Source organism: Bacillus sp. FSL K6-6540 (assembly GCF_038007545.1).
The window spans coordinates 5,549,411-5,571,028 of sequence record NZ_JBBOXH010000001.1 but is presented as its reverse complement, the minus strand read 5'-3'; the positions used below and the strand labels follow the sequence as shown (position 1 = coordinate 5,571,028).

Genomic DNA, 21,618 nt, shown 5'->3' with positions numbered 1-21,618 from the left:
ATTTCACGACTTACAGCACTAGAAATTGCGTACCGAAGCCTTTGCCGGAAACATAAGCCGCTTCCAGTTCCTCATGATCTCCTTTATCCAATAAAACTACATTTTCGGGATAGAGTTTGCCTAGTAAAGCCCATAGGACAAGTTCATTTTTGGCAGTCGGAATGAAATGGATGCCATCTACATTGGTGACCAATCCGGAGTGCGAGAGAATGTCTTCAGCAGGGTGCCAGTGGATGTATTCTCGTTTTATAAGTTCGCTCCCGGCATCGCTGCTTCTTTGTGGCCGATATAAAAAGCGCTGCCCCCTAAAAAGCTGACCAAGATCTACTGCAAACTCGCTGCCTTTCATCTCGATACTGAACTGTAGAGTCGTTCGATCTGTAATTGTATTTGGCAGCAACCGGGCAATCGATGGTTCATCGTAATCCTCCCCATATTCAGGAAGCAATTCGTCGTCTGCCGGTGTTCCTTTTCCTGCCTCTTTACGGGGCGCGGAATAATAATCATCATATTCATAATCGAAGGAGACCGCGGCCAAACCTTCTGCATCTTCTACCTGTATCGTTTGTACGGGATGCCATCTCAGGAGATAACGGGATGCCGTACGGGCAGACTCGCCCAAACCAGCCGGCAAAACGGTACCTAGACGATATTGGAAGCCGTAACCGACTTTTTCCAACCCTGAACTAACCACACTTTGTGCATACTGGATGATCGATTTATGTGTTAATTTTTTCTTGAACAGTTGCGTTAAGAATACTTCTCGGGATGGCTCCAGAAAACGCAATCCTTTGAATTCCCTATATTCCTTGACTTCAAACGGAACCTCTTCCCAATTGGCAAATGGCAATAAGGCATCCCGAAGTAAAACGAATTGGTGTAAGTATTCATTATAAATCTGCATAATCCTTGGTCCGCCGAATGGTCCCCAAACCTGAGCAGTAGCTTCCGGGGTCAGCGGATGACCATAACAATGGCTTCGAAATTCCAGTTCACTAAGCGTTTCTGACCCATACTCAGCCAATGTCCTTTTCTCAGCATTGATCTCTCTGGCCCAGCTTACCAATTGTTCTCCGATACGTACCGCTTGAGATCTAATCTCTATACCGGCATGATCTTCAAGTTCCAATGATTTTAAGGGCAAAGAAGACAAGCGTCCGGAAATCGCCAAATTGGCTAACAGGCTATCTAAGAGTACTGTCGGATCGCTATTCACTGGTTCGCCCAGCTGAACCAGCATGGCCTCAAGCATTTTATCGAGTTCGATAACAATCTCTTTGGCTCGATATACGCCTGCAGGCAAATTCCAATCCATGTTCGAGTTTTCGCTCTGTCTGATGGTGTTGACTGGTTTGTTGTCAATAAGCCGCTCGATATCTATGGTTTCTCCCCAAACGATTTTCTTCTCTTTCAAAATAAGTTGATATTCCTTCATTTCTTAGCACCTCACCTATGTTTTTTTTACGACCGTGTGTCGCTCAATCAATTGTGGATCGATCGTTCTGTATGTAAGGTTATCACCCTTACTAATTGGTGAAAAGTACGCACTTTTTTGTGTGAACGGAACATTTTTGTGGGGTAGGATACATTTTGATACTTAGAAATGGATTAGATCGGAACATTCTGAGTTGAAGAGGAGAATGATCGGGATTTCCAAGTTTAACAAACAGTCCCTTAAATGGCAGCGGTTAGACTTGTCTTGTTTTTGCTATTACTCGCCGTTTCATTGACCAATGCCAAGGCAGTAGATGTAAACCCTGATCTGGTAAAAGAAATCGCTCAACAGGAATCAATTCATGCACCTGGGCATGTCGTCAATAAATCACGGCCTACATTTCCATCGCTGGCAGCGATGAGGTCAGGGGTTCGATCCCCTCAGGCTCCATACGAAGAAAAACCCTAGAGAAATCAAGGCTTTTTGTTTTTTATCGGAAGCTTTGACCGGGCGGAATTTACCCGGCCATAATAACCCAAAGCGTCCCACGAGTCTTTTTTCAAGGCTTGCGGGACGCTTTTTTTCACCTGTGCCAGAATAAATCACTGATATGTAATATGGGGTTCAGGAGATCGGATTTACGATTTAACATAGAATTTACGAGACTTTTACATATATATCATTGAATATGTCAGTGACATAAATTAACTTCAAATTAGATCCCTTGCGGATACGAGTCGACTCAACGATTAGAGGGATAATTTGATGAAAGATGCACGTTTGATGAAACAGAATCAATTATATCACCGGGTGGCTGATCAGGTAATCGAGATTATTCAGAGTCGTCGGCTGCGGCCGCATGATCCTGTTCCATCCGAAGGAGAGCTTGCCAAGTTATTTGGCGTGAGTCGAATGACGAGCAAGCTGGCGCTTCAAAAGCTGGCAGAGCAGGGACTGGTTTACCGCCTCCCCCGCAGAGGGACCTTCCTTGCCCAGCCGCAAGATGGATTGATGGTCCATGGAGGAACTTCACCCCAGGTCACCGAGGCGGCACCGAACGTGGAGAGGCCGTTCGGACAGATCGCGCTCATTATGCCCCATCTATCCGATTACACTTCCAGAATCATCGCCGCCGCCGAGGCTGAAGTTCGAAAGCACGGGTGCGACCTCATTCTAAAAATGACGAAGGACCGCGACGATGAGGATCTTTGTCTGGAAAGGCTGGCCGAAGGAGGGATCACCGGCATCATTCTGTTTCCTCAGGGGCGGAAGACCTGCAGCGATCAGGTGCTGCGACTAAAGCTTTGCAAACTGCCGCTGGTGATCATCGATCGTATTTTCCATGAAGTGGAGATCGATTGCGTGTATCACGACCATTATATGGGCTCTTATCAAATGACCAAGTATTTGATCGAGAAGGGGCACCGGGAGGTCGGATACACTTCGAACCCGATCGACAATATCACAAGCCGGAAGGAACGGTATCAAGGCTATATCCAAGCGCTGCTCGATCATAAAATTCCGGTGAAGATCCAGAACATTCATTTTCGAAGCGTCACTTGCGATACCAGCCGCATTAATGAGCTCGATCCGGAACAGGAGCGGTTTATTCAGGACAACCCCCGGATGACGGCCATCATGTGCGGGGATGACCATGTCGCCATCTCGACAATTCACACCGCACTGCAAATGGGGATTCCGGTTCCTGAAAAGCTGTCCATCGTCGGGTTTTCCGATATCCAGTTAGCGGCATATATTCCGACACCGCTTACGACGGTTCGACAAGACACCGAGAAGCTTGCCCGATCGGCCGTTGATTTGCTGATGAAGCGCGTTGGCAACTCCAACGAGAATCCCATCACCATTAAAATTCAAACATCGATAGTAGAACGGCAATCCGTTCAGTCCTGGACGTAAAATGGATCACTATCGTTTGCATGGCAAGGAGACATGACTTTGAAAATTCACTTTCTAGGAACCGCAGCCGCAGAGGGCTTTCCCAATGCATTTTGCCGCTGCGAGCATTGCAACAAAGCGCGGGAGCTTGGGGGAAAAAATATCCGCACAAGAACTTCCGCCATCCTGGACGATGTCATCAAGTTTGACTATTCCCCGGATTCCTATATGCAGGCGCTGCGGGACAATATCGATCTGGGAGCAATCGAGCACCTGTTGGTCACGCATTCGCATATGGACCATTTCAATGCCGCTGATCTGGAATGCCGCAGGGAAGGGATTGCGCACGGCCTCCAGCATCCGATGCACATTTACGGGAATGGTACCGTGATGCACCACACGCGTGCCGCCATCGGCCGCTTTGAAGGACAAAGGTATCAATTTCATCTGTTGCGCTCGTATGAGACCTTTGCTATGGGCGATGCAACGGTAACGCCATTATTGGCCGATCATGACCGGATGGAAACCTGTCTATTATACGTGATCGAAAAGGAAGGGAAAAAACTGCTGTACGGGCATGATTCGGGCTGGTTCCCGGATGCGACATGGGCGTGGTTAAAGGGCAAAAGCCTGGATTGCGCCATTCTCGACTGCACGCATGGATATACGGGGAACTCCCGCGACCGCAATCATATGTGCGTGGAAACGGTGCTGGAAGCCCAGCGCGAGTTTCAAAAAGAAAATATCCTGAAGCCTGAAGGCCAAATCGTCGTCACACATTTTAGCCATAATTCCAAGCTGCTACATGAGGATTTTGTCCGCATCTTCAGCCCCGCCGGAATTTTACCGGCATATGACGGGTTGATCATTAACATTTAAACCAAACAAAATGACACGATCAAAGGAGAGTTAAGGAAATCATGAGAAAACTTTCAATGGCGCTACTTCTCATTATGTGTGTGATTGTTTCGGCTTGCGGAGGCGGCAACAATGCCGGCAATGCTAACACGGGCACTTCGGAGGGGACACCGGCTCCGTCGGAATCGTCATCAAATGAACCAGCCCAGAATGAAAAGCTGATCGTGTACACCAATGCGAACTCCGACGGCCGCGGCGAATGGCTGATGGAGAAAGCGAAGGGTGCGGGCTTTGACATCGAAATTGTCGGAGCGGGCGGCGCCGACTTGACGAACCGGTTGATTGCCGAGAAGAACAACCCGATCGCGGACGTCGTATACGGCTTGAACAATATGCTTTATGAGAATTTGAAAAAGGAAGACGCTCTGGCTAAGTTTGTACCGAGCTGGGCCGGAGATGTTGAGCAGGGCTTGAACGATCCGGAAGGCTACTATCATGGGCTTGTGAAGCAAGCGATTCTGCTTGGTTATAACCCGAACGAATTCACGGCAGATACTGCGCCAAAGGACTGGACGGACCTTTATAAGAACGATGCGTATAAAGGGAAATACGAAGCTCCTACGCTGCTTGGACAAAATACGCCTCGCCTTGTTGTAGCGGGCATTCTGACCCGTTTCCAAGATCCGAACGGCGATCTCGGGGTATCCGAGGAGGGCTGGAATGAAATTCAGCAATTGTATGACAACGGTGTCAGCGCAGTCGAGGGCGAAGACTTCTATGCCAATTTGGCCAGCGGTAAAACCCCGCTGGGAGCGCTCGTCTCCGGAACCCTGCAGCAGAAGGAAGAGCAATATAACGTGAAAGCAGGCATTGTCAGTCCGGAAATCGGCGTGCCGATGGTCGTGGAACATGCGGCGATCGTGAACGGAACGAAGAAGCAGGCAACGGCGGAGCGGTTCGTGGAATGGCTCGGATCCAGCGAAGTCCAAGGGGAATTTGCGGCTGAGTTCAATGCCATGCCGGCAAATACGAAGGCGGTCGAGCAAGCCAATGAGTCCGTCAAAGAGCTGTTTACTTCGTTAAAACCACAAGATTTCGATTGGGCCTTTATTGCCGAAAACATGGATCTGTGGGCGGAGAAAATCGAATTGGAGATTATGCAATAAATATGATTACATTCCAGAACGTTGATATTAAATTCGGAGAATTTCATGCGGTCAAAAACCTTAATTTGCATATTCGGGAAGGGGAATTCTTCACGTTCCTCGGTCCCTCGGGTTGTGGGAAGACGACGACCCTCCGCAGTCTGGTCGGGTTTATTATGCCTACGAGCGGACAGATCCTGCTGAAAGACGCCGACATTACCCGTTTGCCGATCGAAAAAAGAGAGATCGGAATGGTATTTCAAAGTTATGCATTGTTTCCAACGATGAATGTGTACGAGAATATTGCTTTCGGCTTGCGAGTCAAGAAGTTTTCCAAGGCGGAAGTGGACCAGAAGGTAAAGGACATTGCCCGGAAGGTTGATTTGAAAGATGATCAGCTGTTCAAGAAGGTATCGGAGCTATCCGGAGGCCAGCAGCAGCGCGTCGCGATTGCCAGGGCGCTGGTTTTGAAGCCGAGCATCTTGGTATTGGACGAACCTTTATCCAACTTGGACGCCAAGCTGCGGGTGCAGCTGCGCAACGAGCTGAAACAACTGCAGAAGAAATTCGGGATCACCACGATTTATGTCACGCACGACCAGGAAGAAGCATTAACGCTGTCCGACCGAATTGGAGTATTCAATCATGGGGTCCTGGAGCAAGTGGGAACGCCCTTGGAAGTTTACAATCAATCGCAAACGGAATTTGTATGCAATTTCATAGGAGATATTAATCGGATCGATCCGCGGATGGTGGAGAACAGCCGGTTGAACGATGTTGTTCAGCCAGGGAATATCGCCTATATCCGCAATGAAAAGGTAAGCCTGCTGCCCCTGCAGGGGATCGATACGGTCGAACTGAAAGGCAAGATCGCGGACCGGGAATTTTACGGTTTATACAGCAAGTACGTATTGGAGATTGCCGGCGGCGGACGGCTAAAGACCATCGAAATCGAAAGCCGGCTCGTCCATCATGAGGTCGGTGACGATGTGGACATCTACCTCCCGGTCCGCGATATTTTGCAATACCCGATGAAGGAGGGGGAAGCATGAATGCCCGGAACCTGAGCGCCCGGCTGGCTTCCGTAAACCCTGTTTCGATCCTTTTATACGGGTTGATTGCCTGGTTTGTCATTGCCTTTCTGATTTATCCGAACTTGAATATTTACGGCGAAATTTTCTTTAAGGACGGCAAATTTACGCTCGAAGCGGCAGAGAAGCTGTTTTCTTCCGAGCGCGCGATGAGAAGTTTATATAACAGCTTTATTCTCGCCTTTTCCCTTGTCATTACGGTAAATGTGGTGGGTATAACGCTGGTTTTGATTTCGGAATATTTCGATATCAAAGGCGCGAAATTTTTGAGGTTGGGTTATTTTACGACCTTGATTTACAGCGGAGTCGTGCTGGTGTCCGGCTATAAATTCGTCTATGGAGAAGAAGGGTTTATGACCAAGCTCCTGGTTCAATGGTTCCCTTCTTTTAATACGACATGGTTTCATGGCTACTGGGCGGTTTTATTCGTCATGACGTTCGCCTGCACGTCCAACCACTTCCTGTTCCTGAGCAATGCGATTCGCAAAATCGACTTCCAAACGGTGGAAGCCGCGAGAAATATGGGGGCGTCTACTTGGTATATCCTAAGGCGGGTCGTACTTCCGGTCCTGAAGCCTACGATCTATGCGTTGACGATCCTGACTTTTCTCACCGGCCTGGCTGCGACGTCCGCGCCGCTTATTCTCGGGGGGAAGGAATTTCAGACGATTACGCCGATGATTCTGACATTCTCGAAAAGCATGACGTCAAGAGATTTGGCTGCGCTGCTGGCGCTTATTCTCGGAGTAGCCACACTGTTGTTGTTGACCGTGATGATCCGATTCGAACGTAAAGGCAACTTTATGTCGGTATCCAAAGTTAAATCGGAGCTGGTCAAACAAAAAATCCGCAGCAAATCCGGTAACATAGCCGCTCATATTCTGGCTTACGGCCTGTTTGTCCTCTACATCGTTCCGGTTGTGCTGATCATCATCTTTTCGTTCACCGATGCGGCAAGTATCTCTACCGCCACGTTGAATTTGAACAGCTTCACGTTGGATAATTACATTCAAGTGTTTTCATCCATGTCGGCATTCAAGCCTTATCTTGTGAGTATTCTATACGCCGCGGCAGCCTCGGTCATTGTCGTCGCATTGGCGCTGGCCGCGTCAAGGATATTGCATAAATATAAGAATAAGTGGGCGCTTGCCCTGGAATACGCATTGCTGATTCCGTGGATTCTGCCGTCGACGCTGATTGCGATCGGACTGATCGTAACCTTTAACACGCCGAAGCTGATGATCGGAAATACGGTATTGGTTGGCACGATCTGGATGCTTCTGATTGCCTACGTCATCATCCATATTCCTTTCACCCTGCGAATGGTCAAGGCCTCCTTCTTCAGCCTGGACAGCAATCTGGAAGATGCTGCAAGGAATTTGGGTGCCAAACCGTTCTATACGTTCAGAAAAGTATTGCTGCCGATCATTCTACCGTCGACGCTAGCTGTTCTTGCCTTGAATTTCAACGGAATTTTGGCCGATTATGACGTTACCGTGTTCCTCTATCATCCTTTGTACCAGCCGTTAGGAATCGTCATCAAGAACAGCACGGATGCGCAGGCGCTAGCGGATACCAAAGCGTTGACCTTGGTTTATTCGGTGATACTGATGATCATGTCGTCCATTACGTTATATTTCGTTTATGGAAGAAACAGCAGATCTTGAAGGCACGAGGTTACGTGCCGCATAGGTTTTCATTCCCTGAACACCGGCTTAGGTGAAAAATTCAAATACAAAGAAAAACTTAAGGCGGATCTGGATGACTTTTGTCCCATCCGCCTTTTTGATTTGACTCCAAGCGATGCCTAATTGCTTAATCCTGGCCAAGTTCGAAGTATACCCGTATCGTAACGGGTTATGAACCTGGCGGGAATGCATAACCGTGTCCAAAATCAACATAATAAGGAAAAACATCCAGTGAGGAAGGGAGCCTAACATGATGAAGGAACATTCTGCCAACCATGAGCAAGAGGAACAAATTACTCCGTGTCTAACCGAGTCCATAGGCAGAATCCAAGACATGTTCACGGATACTCCCGACCTGATCGTACGAAAACTAACCATTAAACAAACCGGGGAAAAAGCGGCAATCGTGTATATGGAGGAATTGACCGATAAGACATGCCTCAATCACGATATTCTTGCTCCGCTTCAGCTTGAGTCCGGGAACCCGTCCGATGACTTTATTACAAATGTAGGATATGTAAAGCCTGAATCCTTATGGACTAAACTGAGGCTGAACCTTATGCTCGGTAACAGCGTGTTGTTCATCGAAGGTCGCGGCATCGCGTATATACTGGACACCAAAGGACTGCCTACACGCGCGATCGAAGATCCGCAGCAGGAGCCCTCACTCAAAGGGGCGCATCAAGGGTTCATTGAAATCGGCTCTCAAAATATTGCCATGATCCGTCGTTATATCCCAGACAAGGAGTTGAAGTTAAGGCGCTACATCGTTGGAAGAAGGGGACAAACGGCGGTTACGTTAATTTATTTGGAAGATGTCGCTCAACCGGAAATTATTAAGGTATTCGAGGAACGCATTCAATCCATCGATGTCGATGCCATTATTAATACCGGCGAGCTAGCCGAATTCATTGAAGACCAGCCTCTTGCGCTGCTTCCGCAGATCCTTACGACCGAAAGGCCGGATACGGCCGCTTCACATATTTTGCAAGGACGCTGCGTCGTTGTTGTAGACGGTTCGCCCAGTGTTTTGGTGGCGCCTGCAACTTTTATGTCTTTTTTTCAGACGGTGGATGATTACAGCTCTCGTTGGTCCATATCGTCGTTCCTTCGAATTTTGCGAATCTTTGCATTTTTCATCGCTATTTTTTTACCTGGTTTTTTCATTTCGGTCATCTCTTATCACTTTGAAATCATCCCCATGAAACTGCTGCTAACACTTGGCGAATCACGGGGGCAAGTTCCGTTTCCTCCATTCGTGGAAGCGATCATTATGGAAATCACGCTTGAGATGCTGAGGGAAGCGGGGGTTCGGCTTCCTGCGCCTATTGGGCAGACGGTGGGGATCGTCGGCGGTATCGTGATCGGACAGGCTGTGGTGCAAGCAGGACTGATCAGCAATGTCATGGTGATCGTAGTTGCTTTCACGGCTATCTCTTCTTTCATTATTCCTAATCAAGATATGTTGGCTGCCGTCCGTCTCATGCGATTCATGATTATGGTTCTTGCGACTTGGTTCGGCTTCATTGGCCTGATTGTGGGCATGATGACGATCATGGGGAGACTCATCACGCTTAACTCGCTTAATACCTCCTACAGTACGCCGATTGCTCCGTTTAAAGCTGCAGACTGGAAGGACACCCTTCTGCGCGTTCCGCTATGGCTGATGAGCAACCGTCCCACAAGTACAAGAGCAATACAAGCAAAACGGCAAGGAAGGACCCGAGGCTGGAAGGAGAAACAATAACAGATGAAGACCATTCGTCAGGTATCCATGCTTCAATTTACGCTGATGGTTTCGGCTTTTCAAATCAGCGTTGCATTTTTATCCCTTCCTAGAGAACTGGCCAGACAAGCGGGAACGGATGGTTGGATCGCGATTTTTTTTGGCTGGGGAATGGCAACATTGGCATCCGCAGCGCTCGTTAAGGTGATGAAAAATAGTCCAGACGGTTCGATACTAGAGTTGATACAGCGGTATATGGGAGTCTGGGCAGCTAAAATAGCTGCTTTCATATTTATGGCCTATTATTTGTTACTGGCTTATGACGGTTTTATGATTGCTTCACTTGTTATCAAGCTTTGGTTATTACCCAGCACGTATATCTATATTCTAGTGCTGCTGCTGCTCATTCCTACGTTTCAAATTGCGCAGCATGGGTTCCAGGCAATCGGGAGATATAGCGAAATCGTGGCGCTTATCTCCATATGGATTCCATTCGTTTATTTAACTACACTGCGCCATGCCCGCTGGCTTTATTTGCTGCCTGTCTTAAAAGAGGGCTGGTTTCCGGTGCTTTCAACCGTAAAAATCATGTTCTACCCGATGCTGGGTATCGGGCTCGCGTTCTTTATTTACCCCCATCTCGTTAAAAAAGAAAAAGCTTTGACGGCCATGGTGATTTCGAACACGCTCACCTGCCTGGTTTACCTGGGAATCACCCTTGTGTGTTATGTGTACTTCAGTCCTGATGAAATCGGCGAATTCAATGAACCGGTCATCAGCATCATGAAGTCGATCGAACTTCGGTTTATTGAGCGGATAGAAGTTCCCTTTATTGCATTCTATTTATTTGTGTTCTCTTGCATATGGATCCCTTCCATGCATCTTGTCTCCATGAACTCGGCATGGCTATTGGGGAAAGATAAAGAAAGGGGTCACCTAGCCGTTTGGTGTTTCGCAGTTGCGGTTAGTTTTTTCATCTATAGGCCAAGCTTTATCGATGTCGCTCGAGTTAATAACTTCCTAAACCTCACGGGTTTTGTGATGGAATTTGCTTTGCCTGTATGCCTTCTTCTGTATGTGGCCATGACCAAAAAGGTAAGAGGGGGGAGACGCTCATGAGATGGGTTAAACCATTCTCTGCTGCGGTTATGGGCTGCATGCTGCTGCTTGCCCTGATAGGCTGCAGTAATGACAAAACCAATCTTGAAGATGCAACCGTACCTTTAGCCCTCGGTCTGGATGTCAAAGACGGGAAGCTTCGTTATTATTTGTCCGCACCGGTATTTAGCAGAGACATTAAGAAGAAAAGCCGTGAGGGGGAAGGAATAGCAGAAGGTTTAAGACAGGCAAGAAACCAGGAAGACGCCCAGTTTCCAGGAGCGGTTGCCGGCCGTAATTTCCAGGTGATCGTTGTGGGGAAGAAGCTGCTTCAATATAAGGATTGGTTTAAAGTGCTCGATGTTACGTTCCGCGACCCACGCAATACGACTACCAACCGCATCATTGCTTATGACGGTCCCGTTGCCGATATCATTAATTTTCAAGCAATGGACCAGCCAACAACCTCCGTGTTTTTAAGAGCGCTGATCGATTCGGGAAGCAGGAGGTCAACAACGGTAAAGACGACGGCTCAAGAGATGCATAGACAATTTCATGACCGTGCAATAACCCCTGCTATCTCTGAGATCATGATCGAGAATGGAAAGATTTTGCTCAAGGGCACGACGCTGCTATCTCAAGAAGGACAGTACCGGGATTCGCTTAGCTATCAAGAAACTTCGCTTTTGCAAATTTTAAAAAAAGAAGCTAAACCAGGAGTCAGCCTCACTTTTCCTGTTGAGGGGGTGCGGGAACGATTACCTTTTAACACCGATTTGGTGAGTTTTAGCATAGGGGACATTTCGGTGAAGGTTAAAACTTCCCATGAAGATGGCAGGTTCCATTACTACATTAAGATAAACTCGTTTATCAGCATTACGGAAAAGTTTCTTGAATATGAGCTTCTGGAGAATTCCGAGGAAATGGCGAGTAATTTAAGCAAGGAAATGAAGAAAAGCATTGAGAAGCTCATCGATAAATTTCAGAAGCACAAAATTGACCCGGTAGGATTCGGCCTGTATGCAAGAGCATATCATTATCCGTTATACAAGGCCGCCCAGGATATCTGGGGCGAAGAGCTTGCCCGAGCTCAATTTGACGTAGAGGTCGACCTTCGGATCGGCGCGACGGGGGCTGTGGAATAAACGATGGAGTTATGTAAGCAATAACAAGAAGGAGTAGGACGCAGTAGGAACATATGGTGTACCCTCACTCATATAAAAGAGACGAACTAAAAAAGGCTGGTATGATCAGAATCGCTGATCATGCTAGTCTTTTTCCCTTTTCCTTTAGATTCGATCTGGCAGGCTCCTTGAATAAAAAGCCGCTCAACAATCGCACTTACGGAGGACAAGAATGAGCTCGTGCTGGCCGTAATACCCCGGGCTTGATAAAATACTACTAACAATTCGGTTTTAAGGATGTGGGTATCATTCGTAAAAAAAATATCTCGATTATTCTTGGTGCCAGTTTCCTCATTCTGTTGTTGGTAAGTACAACTTACTTCATTGCTAAGATATTTCCTAGTGATGCAATTAGTTCTGTCACCGAACAATCGGGAACTGATTCAACAGGGATCATGACTGCGGGAGCAGCGGGTGAAGCATCGGCAAGGGATTATTATGTCTCGCCGCAAGGTAAAGACGCTAATCCGGGGACGATGAATGCGCCGCTAGACAGCATCCAGAAAGCAATCGAATTAGTCAAGCCGGGCAGTTCCGTCATCCTTCTTGAAGGAGTATATCACCAAACGGTGAGCATCGAAAAATCAGGATCGTCAGACCAGGGCTACATATCATTGCGCAGTGCAAAGGGACATACGGCAGTCATGGACGGCAAAGGCGTTCGACCCGTCGAAAATGGCGTCATCCATATTGACAATGCCAGCTATGTACGCGTGGAAGGGCTGGAAATACGCCATTACGATACAAGTTCCGCTGATGTCACTCCCATCGGCATTCATGTGAGCGGCAGCGGCAGAAATATCGAAATCATAGGGAATCGCGTTCACGATATGGGGACCCATGCGGGTCAGAAGGCAGGCGGCGGTAATGCCCATGGCATTGCAGTTTACGGTAACTCGGCAGCTCCGCTCAAGCAGATTGCTATTACTCAAAATGAGCTGTACAACCTGAAGCTGGGAGCCAGCGAGGCCATGGCGATTAATGGAAACGTAGACGGGTTTCGTGTTACGAAGAACCTCGTGCATCATAACAACAATATCGGGGTCGACATCATCGGGTTTGAAGGTACCGGACCGAACCCCGTTCTAGATCAGGCGCGAAACGGTGTTATTCAGGAGAATCAGGTATACAGCAACTCCTCTTATGGCAATCCCGCATATGGAAACGACTATTCCGCCGCTGGTATCTATGTTGACGGTGGCAAAGATATCACAATCATCGACAATGACATTCACGACAATGATTTTGGGATTGAATTGGCAAGTGAGCATGCCGGAGGTTCAACTTCAAATGTAGAGATGTCACTTAACCGCATTTATAACAATAGCGCGGCAGGCATCACGCTTGGCGGCTATGACGAAGATCGCGGAAGGACGGAAAATTGTATCATTAAAAAGAATGAGTTCACTAATAACAACACCAAGCATCTTGGTTACGGTGAAATCAATTTGGCCTTCGATACAAGGAACAATGAAATGCGCTATAACTCCATCAAAGCGAATGAGGATGGGCTGATGATCACCAACGAGTTCACCCAAAATAAAGGGAACATCGTGGACTTTAATCACTACAGCAGCAAAAATCAATCGCTTTGGATCTGGAAAGGCGAAGAATATGATGACTTCAGCGCTTATCGGACACAGACAGGGAATGATTTGCATTCGGATTTGAACTTAGAGTAGATTACTTCGTTTTTTAGGGTACATGCAGAATGCTATGGCCTTGGCATGCAATCGGCGATGTCGTATCCGTCAGCGACGAATAGTTCAGCAGACAGGCAGCATTATGAAAGGCAATGGATTCCAGAGTACATTACGGAACCATTGCCTTTTTGGCGTTGCTCTAACCTTGGAACGGCTTGATCGTGTCGCGTATGACCAAGCTTGTAGGCAACATGACTTTCTTGTTGCCGTAAGATGAGCCCTCGGTAATTTCGAACAGCAGTTTGGCACTTTCATAGCCGAGTACGTCGAAATATTGCTTTACGGTGCTCAAGGCCACCTTGGCGAACTTGGAGCTCTCGAAATCGTCAAAGCCCATGAGGGATACTTGTTCGGGTATACGTATGTCAAGTGCGGTGAGCTGTTCGATTACCTCCAGGGCCCGCTTGTCGTTCGCGCAGAACAGCGCGGTCAGCTCTCCGTTTTGGATAAGGCTCACAAGTTCAGCATAGTCCAGTTCCTTATCCAGGAACAAGAGCGAATCGGGTATCGGAATGGACGCATTCGACATGGCGTTGCAATAACCGTTATATCGGTCGACCTCCGGGCTTAGATGATAGTCGTAAGCGGCGAATCCGATTCGCCGATGTCTTTGCTGGATCAAGTATTCTACTGCTTCATAAGCACCGTCATGATTGTTACAGGTGACAACGTTAACCGGATAGCCGGAAGGGGAACGATCCAACATCACGAACGGAATCGATTTTTTTCGAATCTCTCCGAGATAACCCTTTGCAGCTTCGGGATCGGAGGAATAGATGAGTAAACCTCTTAGCTCCGTTTGAATGAGTCCCAGAATAAGCTCGCGCTCCTGTTCGAAGTCGTTCTCCACGAATTCGATGATGAGCTTGCAGCCATGCTGGCCTAGAAAGGACTGAATGCCTCTCATGATCTGCATATACGAACTGTCGTACAGGTCGACGCCGGAGATGACGAAGGCCACCAGATTGGAGGTGGATGTCTTCTCCGAGGCGTCAGCTTGGCTGGCGACAAAGCTTCCTTTACCTCGGACGCGGTAGATCACGCCCTCGTTCACCAGCTCGGACAGCGCTTTACGCACCGTGATGGAGCTGACATCCAGCAGCTTGGAGAACTCCGACTCGCTAGGAATCCGATCGTCTTTCGTAAATTCCCGATTCTCGATCTGGGATAAGACATAGTCTTTTACCATCTGGTACTTTGGCAGAGCCAAGTCCTTCTTGTTCAAGTAAGTTCACCTCGTATAAACATTTCCTCAATTATAGCGCACATCCGTTTAAAAAGTATACGTAGTTGGAGTGTGAATCGGAAAAGATTTTGTCGAATAGGTGAGGAATTTTCAGGAATTAAGTAAAAAAGAAGCGAAATGATATAAAAAGTTTGAATTATGTGAAGCTCTGTATTACGATGGGGACGAATAAAGTATGTGTTTTAATTAACTTATAATAATAACTTATTGAGGGAGACCTTATATAAAAATGAATGGTTCTATACCAAACCGCAACCAGATATAAAAATGAGCTGCCGGGTAATCCAGCAGCTCGATCATGGAATTACAACTATAAGAGGTTGTTCAAAAAGTCGTCTTTCCAGGACGAAGCAGATCAGGAAGCGGGTTCGACATCGAATCTTGAATTCAGCCGGGCCTTCCGTTGCTCACGTACCCGCTATGTACGCTCCGCTACTCAGTCCCTAGCTTTATCCAACCTTCTCGGTCCTGTAAACCCGATTTTTTGAACATGCATTATAAAGTTACAATGGCACCTTCCTTATCGAACGGGTAGTCGATGACGATGCGAGCCGCTTCGGTATCGCCGATGCCGCTGTACAGATTGACTTTGCCGTCGGGACGCATTTCGATGCCGGCGGTGAACGCGCAGTCGGTCAGATGTGCCTTCTTGGCGGGGCCATCCGGATAACAAGGCCGGGTGCCGATGATTTTCAAATCCGAAAATTGATTCGTCCGCGGGTCCAGTACGAAAGCCATGTTCATGTAAGTCGACGTATCTCCCTGAGCATAGCAGATATGGCCGATGACGCCGATCTTCCCGCTTTCGAGCAAGTAAGCCTGGTTGCAGCCGCCCCACTCATCCTTGCTGAATAATCCTCGGATATAAGGGGCGTTCTCGATGACTTCCGGTGACAGGTCGTCAAGGCTGTCGATGGTGGTGAATCCCACCAAGGACTCGCTGCCGAATTCCTTGCGAATCCCTTCGCCGCGCGGCCTGGAGAAGACGCCGATTCTCCCGTCCCGGAGCTCTACGAGCCGAATGTCCTTCATATACTCCGGACCGGTCGTGAAGTAGAAGAGATCGTGAAGATCGCTGCCTTTGTAGAAATAACCGTAGAACGTGTCAAGCCGTCCCTGCTTGTAACGGACATGCGTGCCGCCTAATACAAGCTGTTTGTCGATCACGCTAATATAAGGGTCTTCAAGCTGATAAATCATCGTATTCGGCACGGCAGTCCACTCGTCCGGACCGCTCTGCTCGAACAAGCGAACCCAGGACCTTGCCCACTCATGTCGTTTCTCCACGCGTCCGTAAATGTAGCGCTTGCCGTTCCATTGAAACGGAATCGTAGGGTTGTAGACATCGAAGCCCTCGACTCCGCGGAAGACAAGCTTGGCGCTTTCATAAATGCGTTTGTTTGCATCGAATTGCTGACGCAGTTCCAGTAAGTTCATTCGCGGCAAATCTCCTTTCAGGCTTTAATAACATCTCTATCCTAATCGAAAGTACTGCTCTCGATCTTGCTCTATTTTGGAATGCTTTATGGTGTTTTGACATCGGAGGAATCTAGTCAATATACGAACTAGGAGGAATAACGCCCATGTTGAAGCTTTATGCGGCAGACGGCATTGATTCTGAAATTCAGGCCCACTATCGGCTGATCGCTTCGGTGCGCGACACGATCGGCATGCATACGCACGACTTCTTTGAATTGTTTCTTATCCTGAAAGGAAGCGTTGTACATGTCATTAACGGCACAAGGCAGCTGCTGCAGGAAAATACACTCGTGTTCATACGGGACCGGGACGTTCATTACTATGAGCAAACGACGGACAGCGATTGCCAGTTCATCAATTTGTCTTTCCAGCGCGAGGTCCTGGAAGACCTCATAGCTTTCTTGGGGGAAGGGTTTCCAAGCGAAAGACTGCTTGGACCGGCCATGCCGCCATGGACCTTGCTGTCCAAAATGGAAAAGGAATATGTGCGGTACCGGCTGGACCAGCTCAGTCTGATCCCGCAGGAGAAGAAGCTGGCCGTCAAAGCGGAGGTAAGAGCCGTCATGACCGACCTGTTCTCTAGGTATATCAAGGCTGACGCAGATCCGATTGAACTTACTGGACAACCGGAATGGTTTAAGTCCCTATGCAGAGAGGCAAAAAAGAAAGAGCACTTCACGCGGGGAACGGCTGCGCTTGTCCAGCTGTCGGGTAAATCGCATGCCTACGTATGCAGAATGTTCAGGAAGCACCTCGGAATGTCCCCGACCCAGTACATTAACGAATTGAGAATGTCCTACGCCGAGAATTTGCTGATGAACACGGATATGGATATCGTGGACATCAGCCTTGAAATCGGACTTGATAATGTCAGCTACTTCTATGACTTATTTAAGCGGAGGCATAATGTAACGCCCCATCGGTATCGTCAGTTCGGCACGATTCGGAGATAGTATGCCAATTAACGAGGAGTACATAAACATTTTTATCTGTTGACGCCCTAAATAGTATGTGTTATTTTCTACTTAGCATAACAAGTTGTGAGACAACATGATAATCATATCTATAGGGGACGGTAGACGAAAGCAAATGCGTTTTCGGCGAACGTTAGGATACAGTCTGGGGGTGAAAATGAATGCGCTTACATATAGAACGAACCAAATGGCCAGGCTCATACGACCTGGACCGATAACACCAGCTATATCCGATCACAACGTGTTAAGTTAATAGTGCGTGTTCAAAAAGCCAGACTTTCAGCACCGAGAAGGTTGGATGAAGCTAGGGGCTGAGGAGCGGAGCGTACGTTTTGGGTACGTGAGCACCGGAAGGCCCGGCTGAATTCAAGATTCGATGTCGAATAAACTTTCAGTGCTACTTCGTGATCAAAGCGGGACTTTTTGAACAACCTCTAACAGTCAGGAGGTGTTCCTTTGAAAACAACCAATAACAGGCTGGTGGCCAGGATCATCAAGCACCGCTATCTCTATCTAATGGTGCTTCCCGGCTTTCTGACGCTGTTAATCTTTCACTATTTTCCGATGTACGGAATATTAATCGCTTTCAAAGATTTCAATGCTTCCAAGGGGATTTGGGGAAGCGAGTGGGTAGGTATAAAATACTTCGCTTCTTTTTTTAACGATCCGATGGCGTTCAGGGTATTAAAGAATACTTTGCTTCTTGGTTTGTATACTTTATTTTGGTCATTTCCGGCACCGATTATATTGGCTCTGTTGTTTAATGAATTGAAGAACAAGGGCTTCAAGAAGCTTGTGCAGACAGTTTCTTATTTTCCGCATTTTATTTCGGTCGTCATTGTTGCGGGGATGCTTAAGGAATTTACGGCAAGAGACGGTTTGTTTAACCATATTGTCGGATTCTTCGGCGGAGACCCGATCATGTTTCTTCTCGAACCTGACTATTTCCGGACCATCTTCATTTCTTCCGGCATATGGCAGGGCGTCGGGTTCGGCACCATCATCTACCTTGCTGCATTAAGCGGAATTGATCCTACGCTGTATGACGTGGCCGATGTAGACGGCGCAGGCCGGTGGAAAAAAGTCTTGCACATCACATGGCCGTCGCTCAAGCCGACCACCATTATTTTGCTGATTTTTGCCGTCGGAGGAATCCTCGGGAGCGATTTCCAGAAGATCATTCTGCTCTATTCGCCTGAGACTTACGAAGTAGCGGATGTCATCGGATCCTATGTTTATCGTCAAGGTATACTGGGCGCACAATACGAGTACACGACGGCCATCGGATTATTCATGTCGGTTATTTCCTTTACGATCCTTTACTTGACCAATTGGTTAAGCCGGAAAGTATCAGAGACGAGTTTGTTCTAGGTGGTGGGATGTTGAAAAAGGCTAGTTTGGGTTCCAGAGCTTTCGATGTATTCAATGTTGTTATCATGCTATTCATCCTGATGGTCGTGCTGTATCCGATTCTGAACATTATCGCGACATCGTTAAGCGGCACGCGTTACATCTCCTCGGGGAGCGTAACGATTTGGCCCAAGGGATTTAATCTGGAAGCGTACACGACGGTGTTTCAGGATCCTTACATTTTCAAAGGATATCTGAACTCGATCATTTATGCGGCCGGCTCTACGGGCATCATGCTGCTGTTTACGGCACTGATGGCGTATCCGCTCACGATTCCGGGATTTGCGGGCAAGAAATTTCTGACCATTTTTCTCATGATTACGATGTTTTTCGGCGGCGGATTAATTCCGACCTATCTGCTTATGCGCGGATTGAACCTGTTGGATACGGTCTGGGTCATGATTCTCCCCGGTGCGATCAGTGCTTATAATGTGTTTCTGTTTCGGACCTTCTTTCTGAATATTCCTTCTGAGCTGAAGGACTCCGCCTATATCGATGGGGCGAGTGACTTGGTGGTTCTCTTCAGGATCATACTTCCGTTGTCCAAAGCGCTGTTTGCAACCTTTGCTCTATTTGGTCTTGTCGGAAGCTGGAATAGTTGGTTCGAGGCTTTGATTTATTTGCGAGATCAGGACAAGTATCCCTTGCAGATGGTGCTTCGAAACTACCTGTTTACCTTGGATACGACTGCGATTCAAGGGCGGGTAGGAGGCGGCGCGGTCGCCATCAATGCTCCGGGGGAAACGCTTGATCCAAAGGCGGTACGAATGAGCGTCATCATTATTACCATGTTTCCGATCATGTGTATTTATCCGATCTTCCAGAAGCATTTCACCAAAGGGATATTCGTCGGCTCCATCAAAGGCTAGAGAAGCGGATGCGGCGGAGCAAGTTAGCTAAGTGTGCAGTCATTCATGATCAGTAACGAATAGCAGATTTGAAGAAGAAGCGGTTCATTGTGCAAATTAGGGGGAAATGGAATGAACAAATTGGCAAAGATGCTTGTCCTCGGATTGGCCCTACTGATGGTTTTTTCCGGATGTTCGAATAATTCCAAAAAAACCGATACCCAAGAAGAGAATCAAGAAGTCATGCGCTTTTCGGTCACGCTGCCTGCGAACGGTGTGGATAATCCGAACAGCCTGGTAGGCAAGGAATGGCATAAACGCATGGAAGCTTATATGGGCAAGAAGGTGGAAATTGAATATAACTATATTCCGTCTTCCGAATATGACGAGAAGGTCAAACTTATGATCGCAAGCGACGATCTGACGGATTTCTTCGTGACGCCTTTGTTCTATGATACGACCGAAATGGCCGAACAAGGCCAGCTTCTCGAGTTAGGCCAGTATAAAGATTTAATGCCGAACTATATGAACTACATTGGCAAGGTAAAAAACGGGATGAAGCGGGTAACGGATGCTGAAGGCAACATGTTCACCTTTAAAGAAACCTCCACGCCCAGATTCCCCGAGGATCGCGGCATGCTCATCCAGAATACGTCTGCCTACCGCTATGACGTGTTCGAGGCCAATAACATCAAAATTCCGGAAACGCTTGATGAATTTTATGGGGCTGCCAAAAAACTTAAAGAGCTCTACCCCGACAAATATCCCGTTGCGACAAAGTGGAATAGCTTGAGATCGTTGTTCTCCGCGAACCATATCCGGGATGAAATTTTCTGGGACGGCGAGAAATACGTATACGGAGTTCTGGATGAAGGATATAAAGATGCCCTCCAATTTGCAAATAAGCTGTATGCCGAGAAGCTGTTAGATCCGGAATACACCATTGATACAGACGATACGCTGAAAAGAAAAGCGCTGAACGGCGACAACCTCATGTGGCTGACACAGTGGTTTACGACGCCGGCCGAGTATACGAGAACGGCCGACGACGGGAAGATTTTCGCGGTTTCGTTGTATCCCGACAATCCGAAGTACGGAAAAGCCTGGCAGGAGGTTGTGAACGGCAATACCCCTGACTTGGGCTGGGGAGTCTACGGCGTAAGCTCGAAAGTCAAAAAACCTGAAGAATTGATCAAATTCATCGATTATCAATATTCGGATGAAATGATCCAGCTCATCACTTGGGGAATCGAGGGCACGACCTATACGATCGGAGAAGACGGCGTTCCGACCTTTGTCGACTCGCTGAAAACGGCCAAGGATCCCTGGTTGGAGGGGGATAAATACGGCATGCGCGCAAGCCGAAACCATAACCCCGGTCTGCAGATGGTAAGCGACGCAAGAGCGTTCGTAGATTTTGCCGCGACAGACTATACGGTATTCAACGGCAAATATGAAGAGGTGCCGATTGAGAAGGCGGAATTCCTGACGAGTCTGCCCATGCCCGAGAACGACTATGTTCCTTCCTGGTTGAGCGAGCCGTCGATTCAACTCACGGGGAGCGAAAGCCAGCGGGTTTCGGAGATTATGAACCCGATCAAGACGTTCGTTACGGAAGAACAAGCCAAATTCGTAGCAGGGAAGAACAGCTTCGACAATTGGCAGGCATTCATCGATAAGGTCAAAAAAATGGGCAACATTGATGAAGCGCTGAAAATCTATAATGATGCTGCACAAAGAGCGCTAGGAAACGAATAGAGAGAGCGTCCCTCCGCTGCTACCGCGGAGGGGCGGTTATGTTGCAAAACGATAGGATCAAAACAAAGATAACGAAATC

Annotated in this window: 16 protein-coding genes; 13 read left to right on the top strand and 3 right to left on the bottom strand. The window is 47.8% G+C overall.

Going from position 1 to position 21,618, the window contains the following annotated elements; genetic code table 11:
• Window positions 1-10: 10 nt before the first annotated feature.
• Complete coding sequence (locus MHH82_RS24660; RefSeq protein WP_340968290.1) at window positions 11-1,435, bottom strand: hypothetical protein; 1,425 nt, start codon at window positions 1,433-1,435, stop codon at window positions 11-13.
• A gap of 765 nt (window positions 1,436-2,200) precedes the next feature.
• On the opposite strand from MHH82_RS24660, the gene MHH82_RS24655 reads away from it, so the two are divergent.
• From MHH82_RS24655 to MHH82_RS24615, 9 genes are all read left to right on the top strand, one after another.
• Entirely contained in the window at window positions 2,201-3,352 is a 1,152-nt protein-coding gene (locus tag MHH82_RS24655) for a GntR family transcriptional regulator (protein WP_015736944.1), read from the top strand.
• A 39-nt stretch (window positions 3,353-3,391) separates the two neighbouring features.
• Window positions 3,392-4,210, top strand: a complete 819-nt coding sequence (locus MHH82_RS24650) for an MBL fold metallo-hydrolase (RefSeq protein WP_340968288.1) — start codon at window positions 3,392-3,394, stop codon at window positions 4,208-4,210.
• Window positions 4,211-4,251: 41 nt separating this feature from the next.
• On the top strand, window positions 4,252-5,355 hold the full coding sequence (locus tag MHH82_RS24645) for an extracellular solute-binding protein (protein WP_036659722.1): 1,104 nt from the start codon (window positions 4,252-4,254) through the stop codon (window positions 5,353-5,355).
• A 2-nt stretch (window positions 5,356-5,357) separates the two neighbouring features.
• Entirely contained in the window at window positions 5,358-6,386 is a 1,029-nt protein-coding gene (locus MHH82_RS24640; protein WP_009593289.1) for an ABC transporter ATP-binding protein, read from the top strand.
• Window positions 6,383-8,092, top strand: a complete 1,710-nt coding sequence (locus MHH82_RS24635; protein ID WP_340968285.1) for an ABC transporter permease — start codon at window positions 6,383-6,385, stop codon at window positions 8,090-8,092. Before MHH82_RS24640 ends, MHH82_RS24635 begins: the two co-directional genes overlap by 4 nt.
• A 271-nt stretch (window positions 8,093-8,363) precedes the next feature.
• Complete coding sequence (locus tag MHH82_RS24630; RefSeq protein ID WP_036659718.1) at window positions 8,364-9,860, top strand: spore germination protein; 1,497 nt, start codon at window positions 8,364-8,366, stop codon at window positions 9,858-9,860.
• A gap of 3 nt (window positions 9,861-9,863) precedes the next feature.
• A complete protein-coding gene (locus MHH82_RS24625; RefSeq protein WP_036659716.1) occupies window positions 9,864-10,958 on the top strand; it encodes a GerAB/ArcD/ProY family transporter in 1,095 nt (364 codons plus the stop codon).
• On the top strand, window positions 10,955-12,082 hold the full coding sequence (locus tag MHH82_RS24620) for a Ger(x)C family spore germination protein (protein ID WP_340968282.1): 1,128 nt from the start codon (window positions 10,955-10,957) through the stop codon (window positions 12,080-12,082). Before MHH82_RS24625 ends, MHH82_RS24620 begins: the two co-directional genes overlap by 4 nt.
• 278 nt (window positions 12,083-12,360) lie before the next feature.
• A complete protein-coding gene (locus MHH82_RS24615; RefSeq protein ID WP_340968279.1) occupies window positions 12,361-13,803 on the top strand; it encodes a right-handed parallel beta-helix repeat-containing protein in 1,443 nt (480 codons plus the stop codon).
• Between the two features lie 160 nt (window positions 13,804-13,963).
• Here MHH82_RS24615 and MHH82_RS24610 read toward each other — a convergent pair whose 3' ends face one another.
• Both MHH82_RS24610 and MHH82_RS24605 read right to left on the bottom strand, forming a co-directional pair.
• Window positions 13,964-15,049: a substrate-binding domain-containing protein gene (locus MHH82_RS24610; protein WP_036659709.1), complete on the bottom strand. Its 1,086-nt coding sequence runs from the start codon at window positions 15,047-15,049 to the stop codon at window positions 13,964-13,966.
• Window positions 15,050-15,565: 516 nt separating this feature from the next.
• Window positions 15,566-16,507 carry an MTP-1 family protein gene (locus tag MHH82_RS24605; RefSeq protein ID WP_340968277.1) on the bottom strand — a complete coding sequence of 314 codons (942 nt, stop codon included), beginning with the start codon at window positions 16,505-16,507 and terminating at the stop codon, window positions 15,566-15,568.
• 146 nt (window positions 16,508-16,653) lie between these two features.
• Here MHH82_RS24605 and MHH82_RS24600 point away from each other — a divergent pair, with 146 nt between their 5' ends.
• The 4 genes from MHH82_RS24600 (at window position 16,654) to MHH82_RS24585 (ending at window position 21,539) form a co-directional block, all read left to right on the top strand.
• Window positions 16,654-17,502, top strand: a complete 849-nt coding sequence (locus tag MHH82_RS24600) for an AraC family transcriptional regulator (protein ID WP_251498024.1) — start codon at window positions 16,654-16,656, stop codon at window positions 17,500-17,502.
• Between the two features lie 477 nt (window positions 17,503-17,979).
• The gene (locus tag MHH82_RS24595) at window positions 17,980-18,894 is read left to right on the top strand and encodes an ABC transporter permease (RefSeq protein WP_015736933.1); all 915 of its coding nucleotides are present in this window, start codon (window positions 17,980-17,982) and stop codon (window positions 18,892-18,894) included.
• A gap of 11 nt (window positions 18,895-18,905) precedes the next feature.
• Window positions 18,906-19,802, top strand: coding sequence for a carbohydrate ABC transporter permease (locus tag MHH82_RS24590; RefSeq protein WP_119851116.1), 897 nt, complete (start codon window positions 18,906-18,908; stop codon window positions 19,800-19,802).
• Between the two features lie 111 nt (window positions 19,803-19,913).
• Window positions 19,914-21,539 carry an ABC transporter substrate-binding protein gene (locus MHH82_RS24585; RefSeq protein ID WP_340968275.1) on the top strand — a complete coding sequence of 542 codons (1,626 nt, stop codon included), beginning with the start codon at window positions 19,914-19,916 and terminating at the stop codon, window positions 21,537-21,539.
• The last annotated feature ends 79 nt before the right edge of the window (window positions 21,540-21,618 follow it).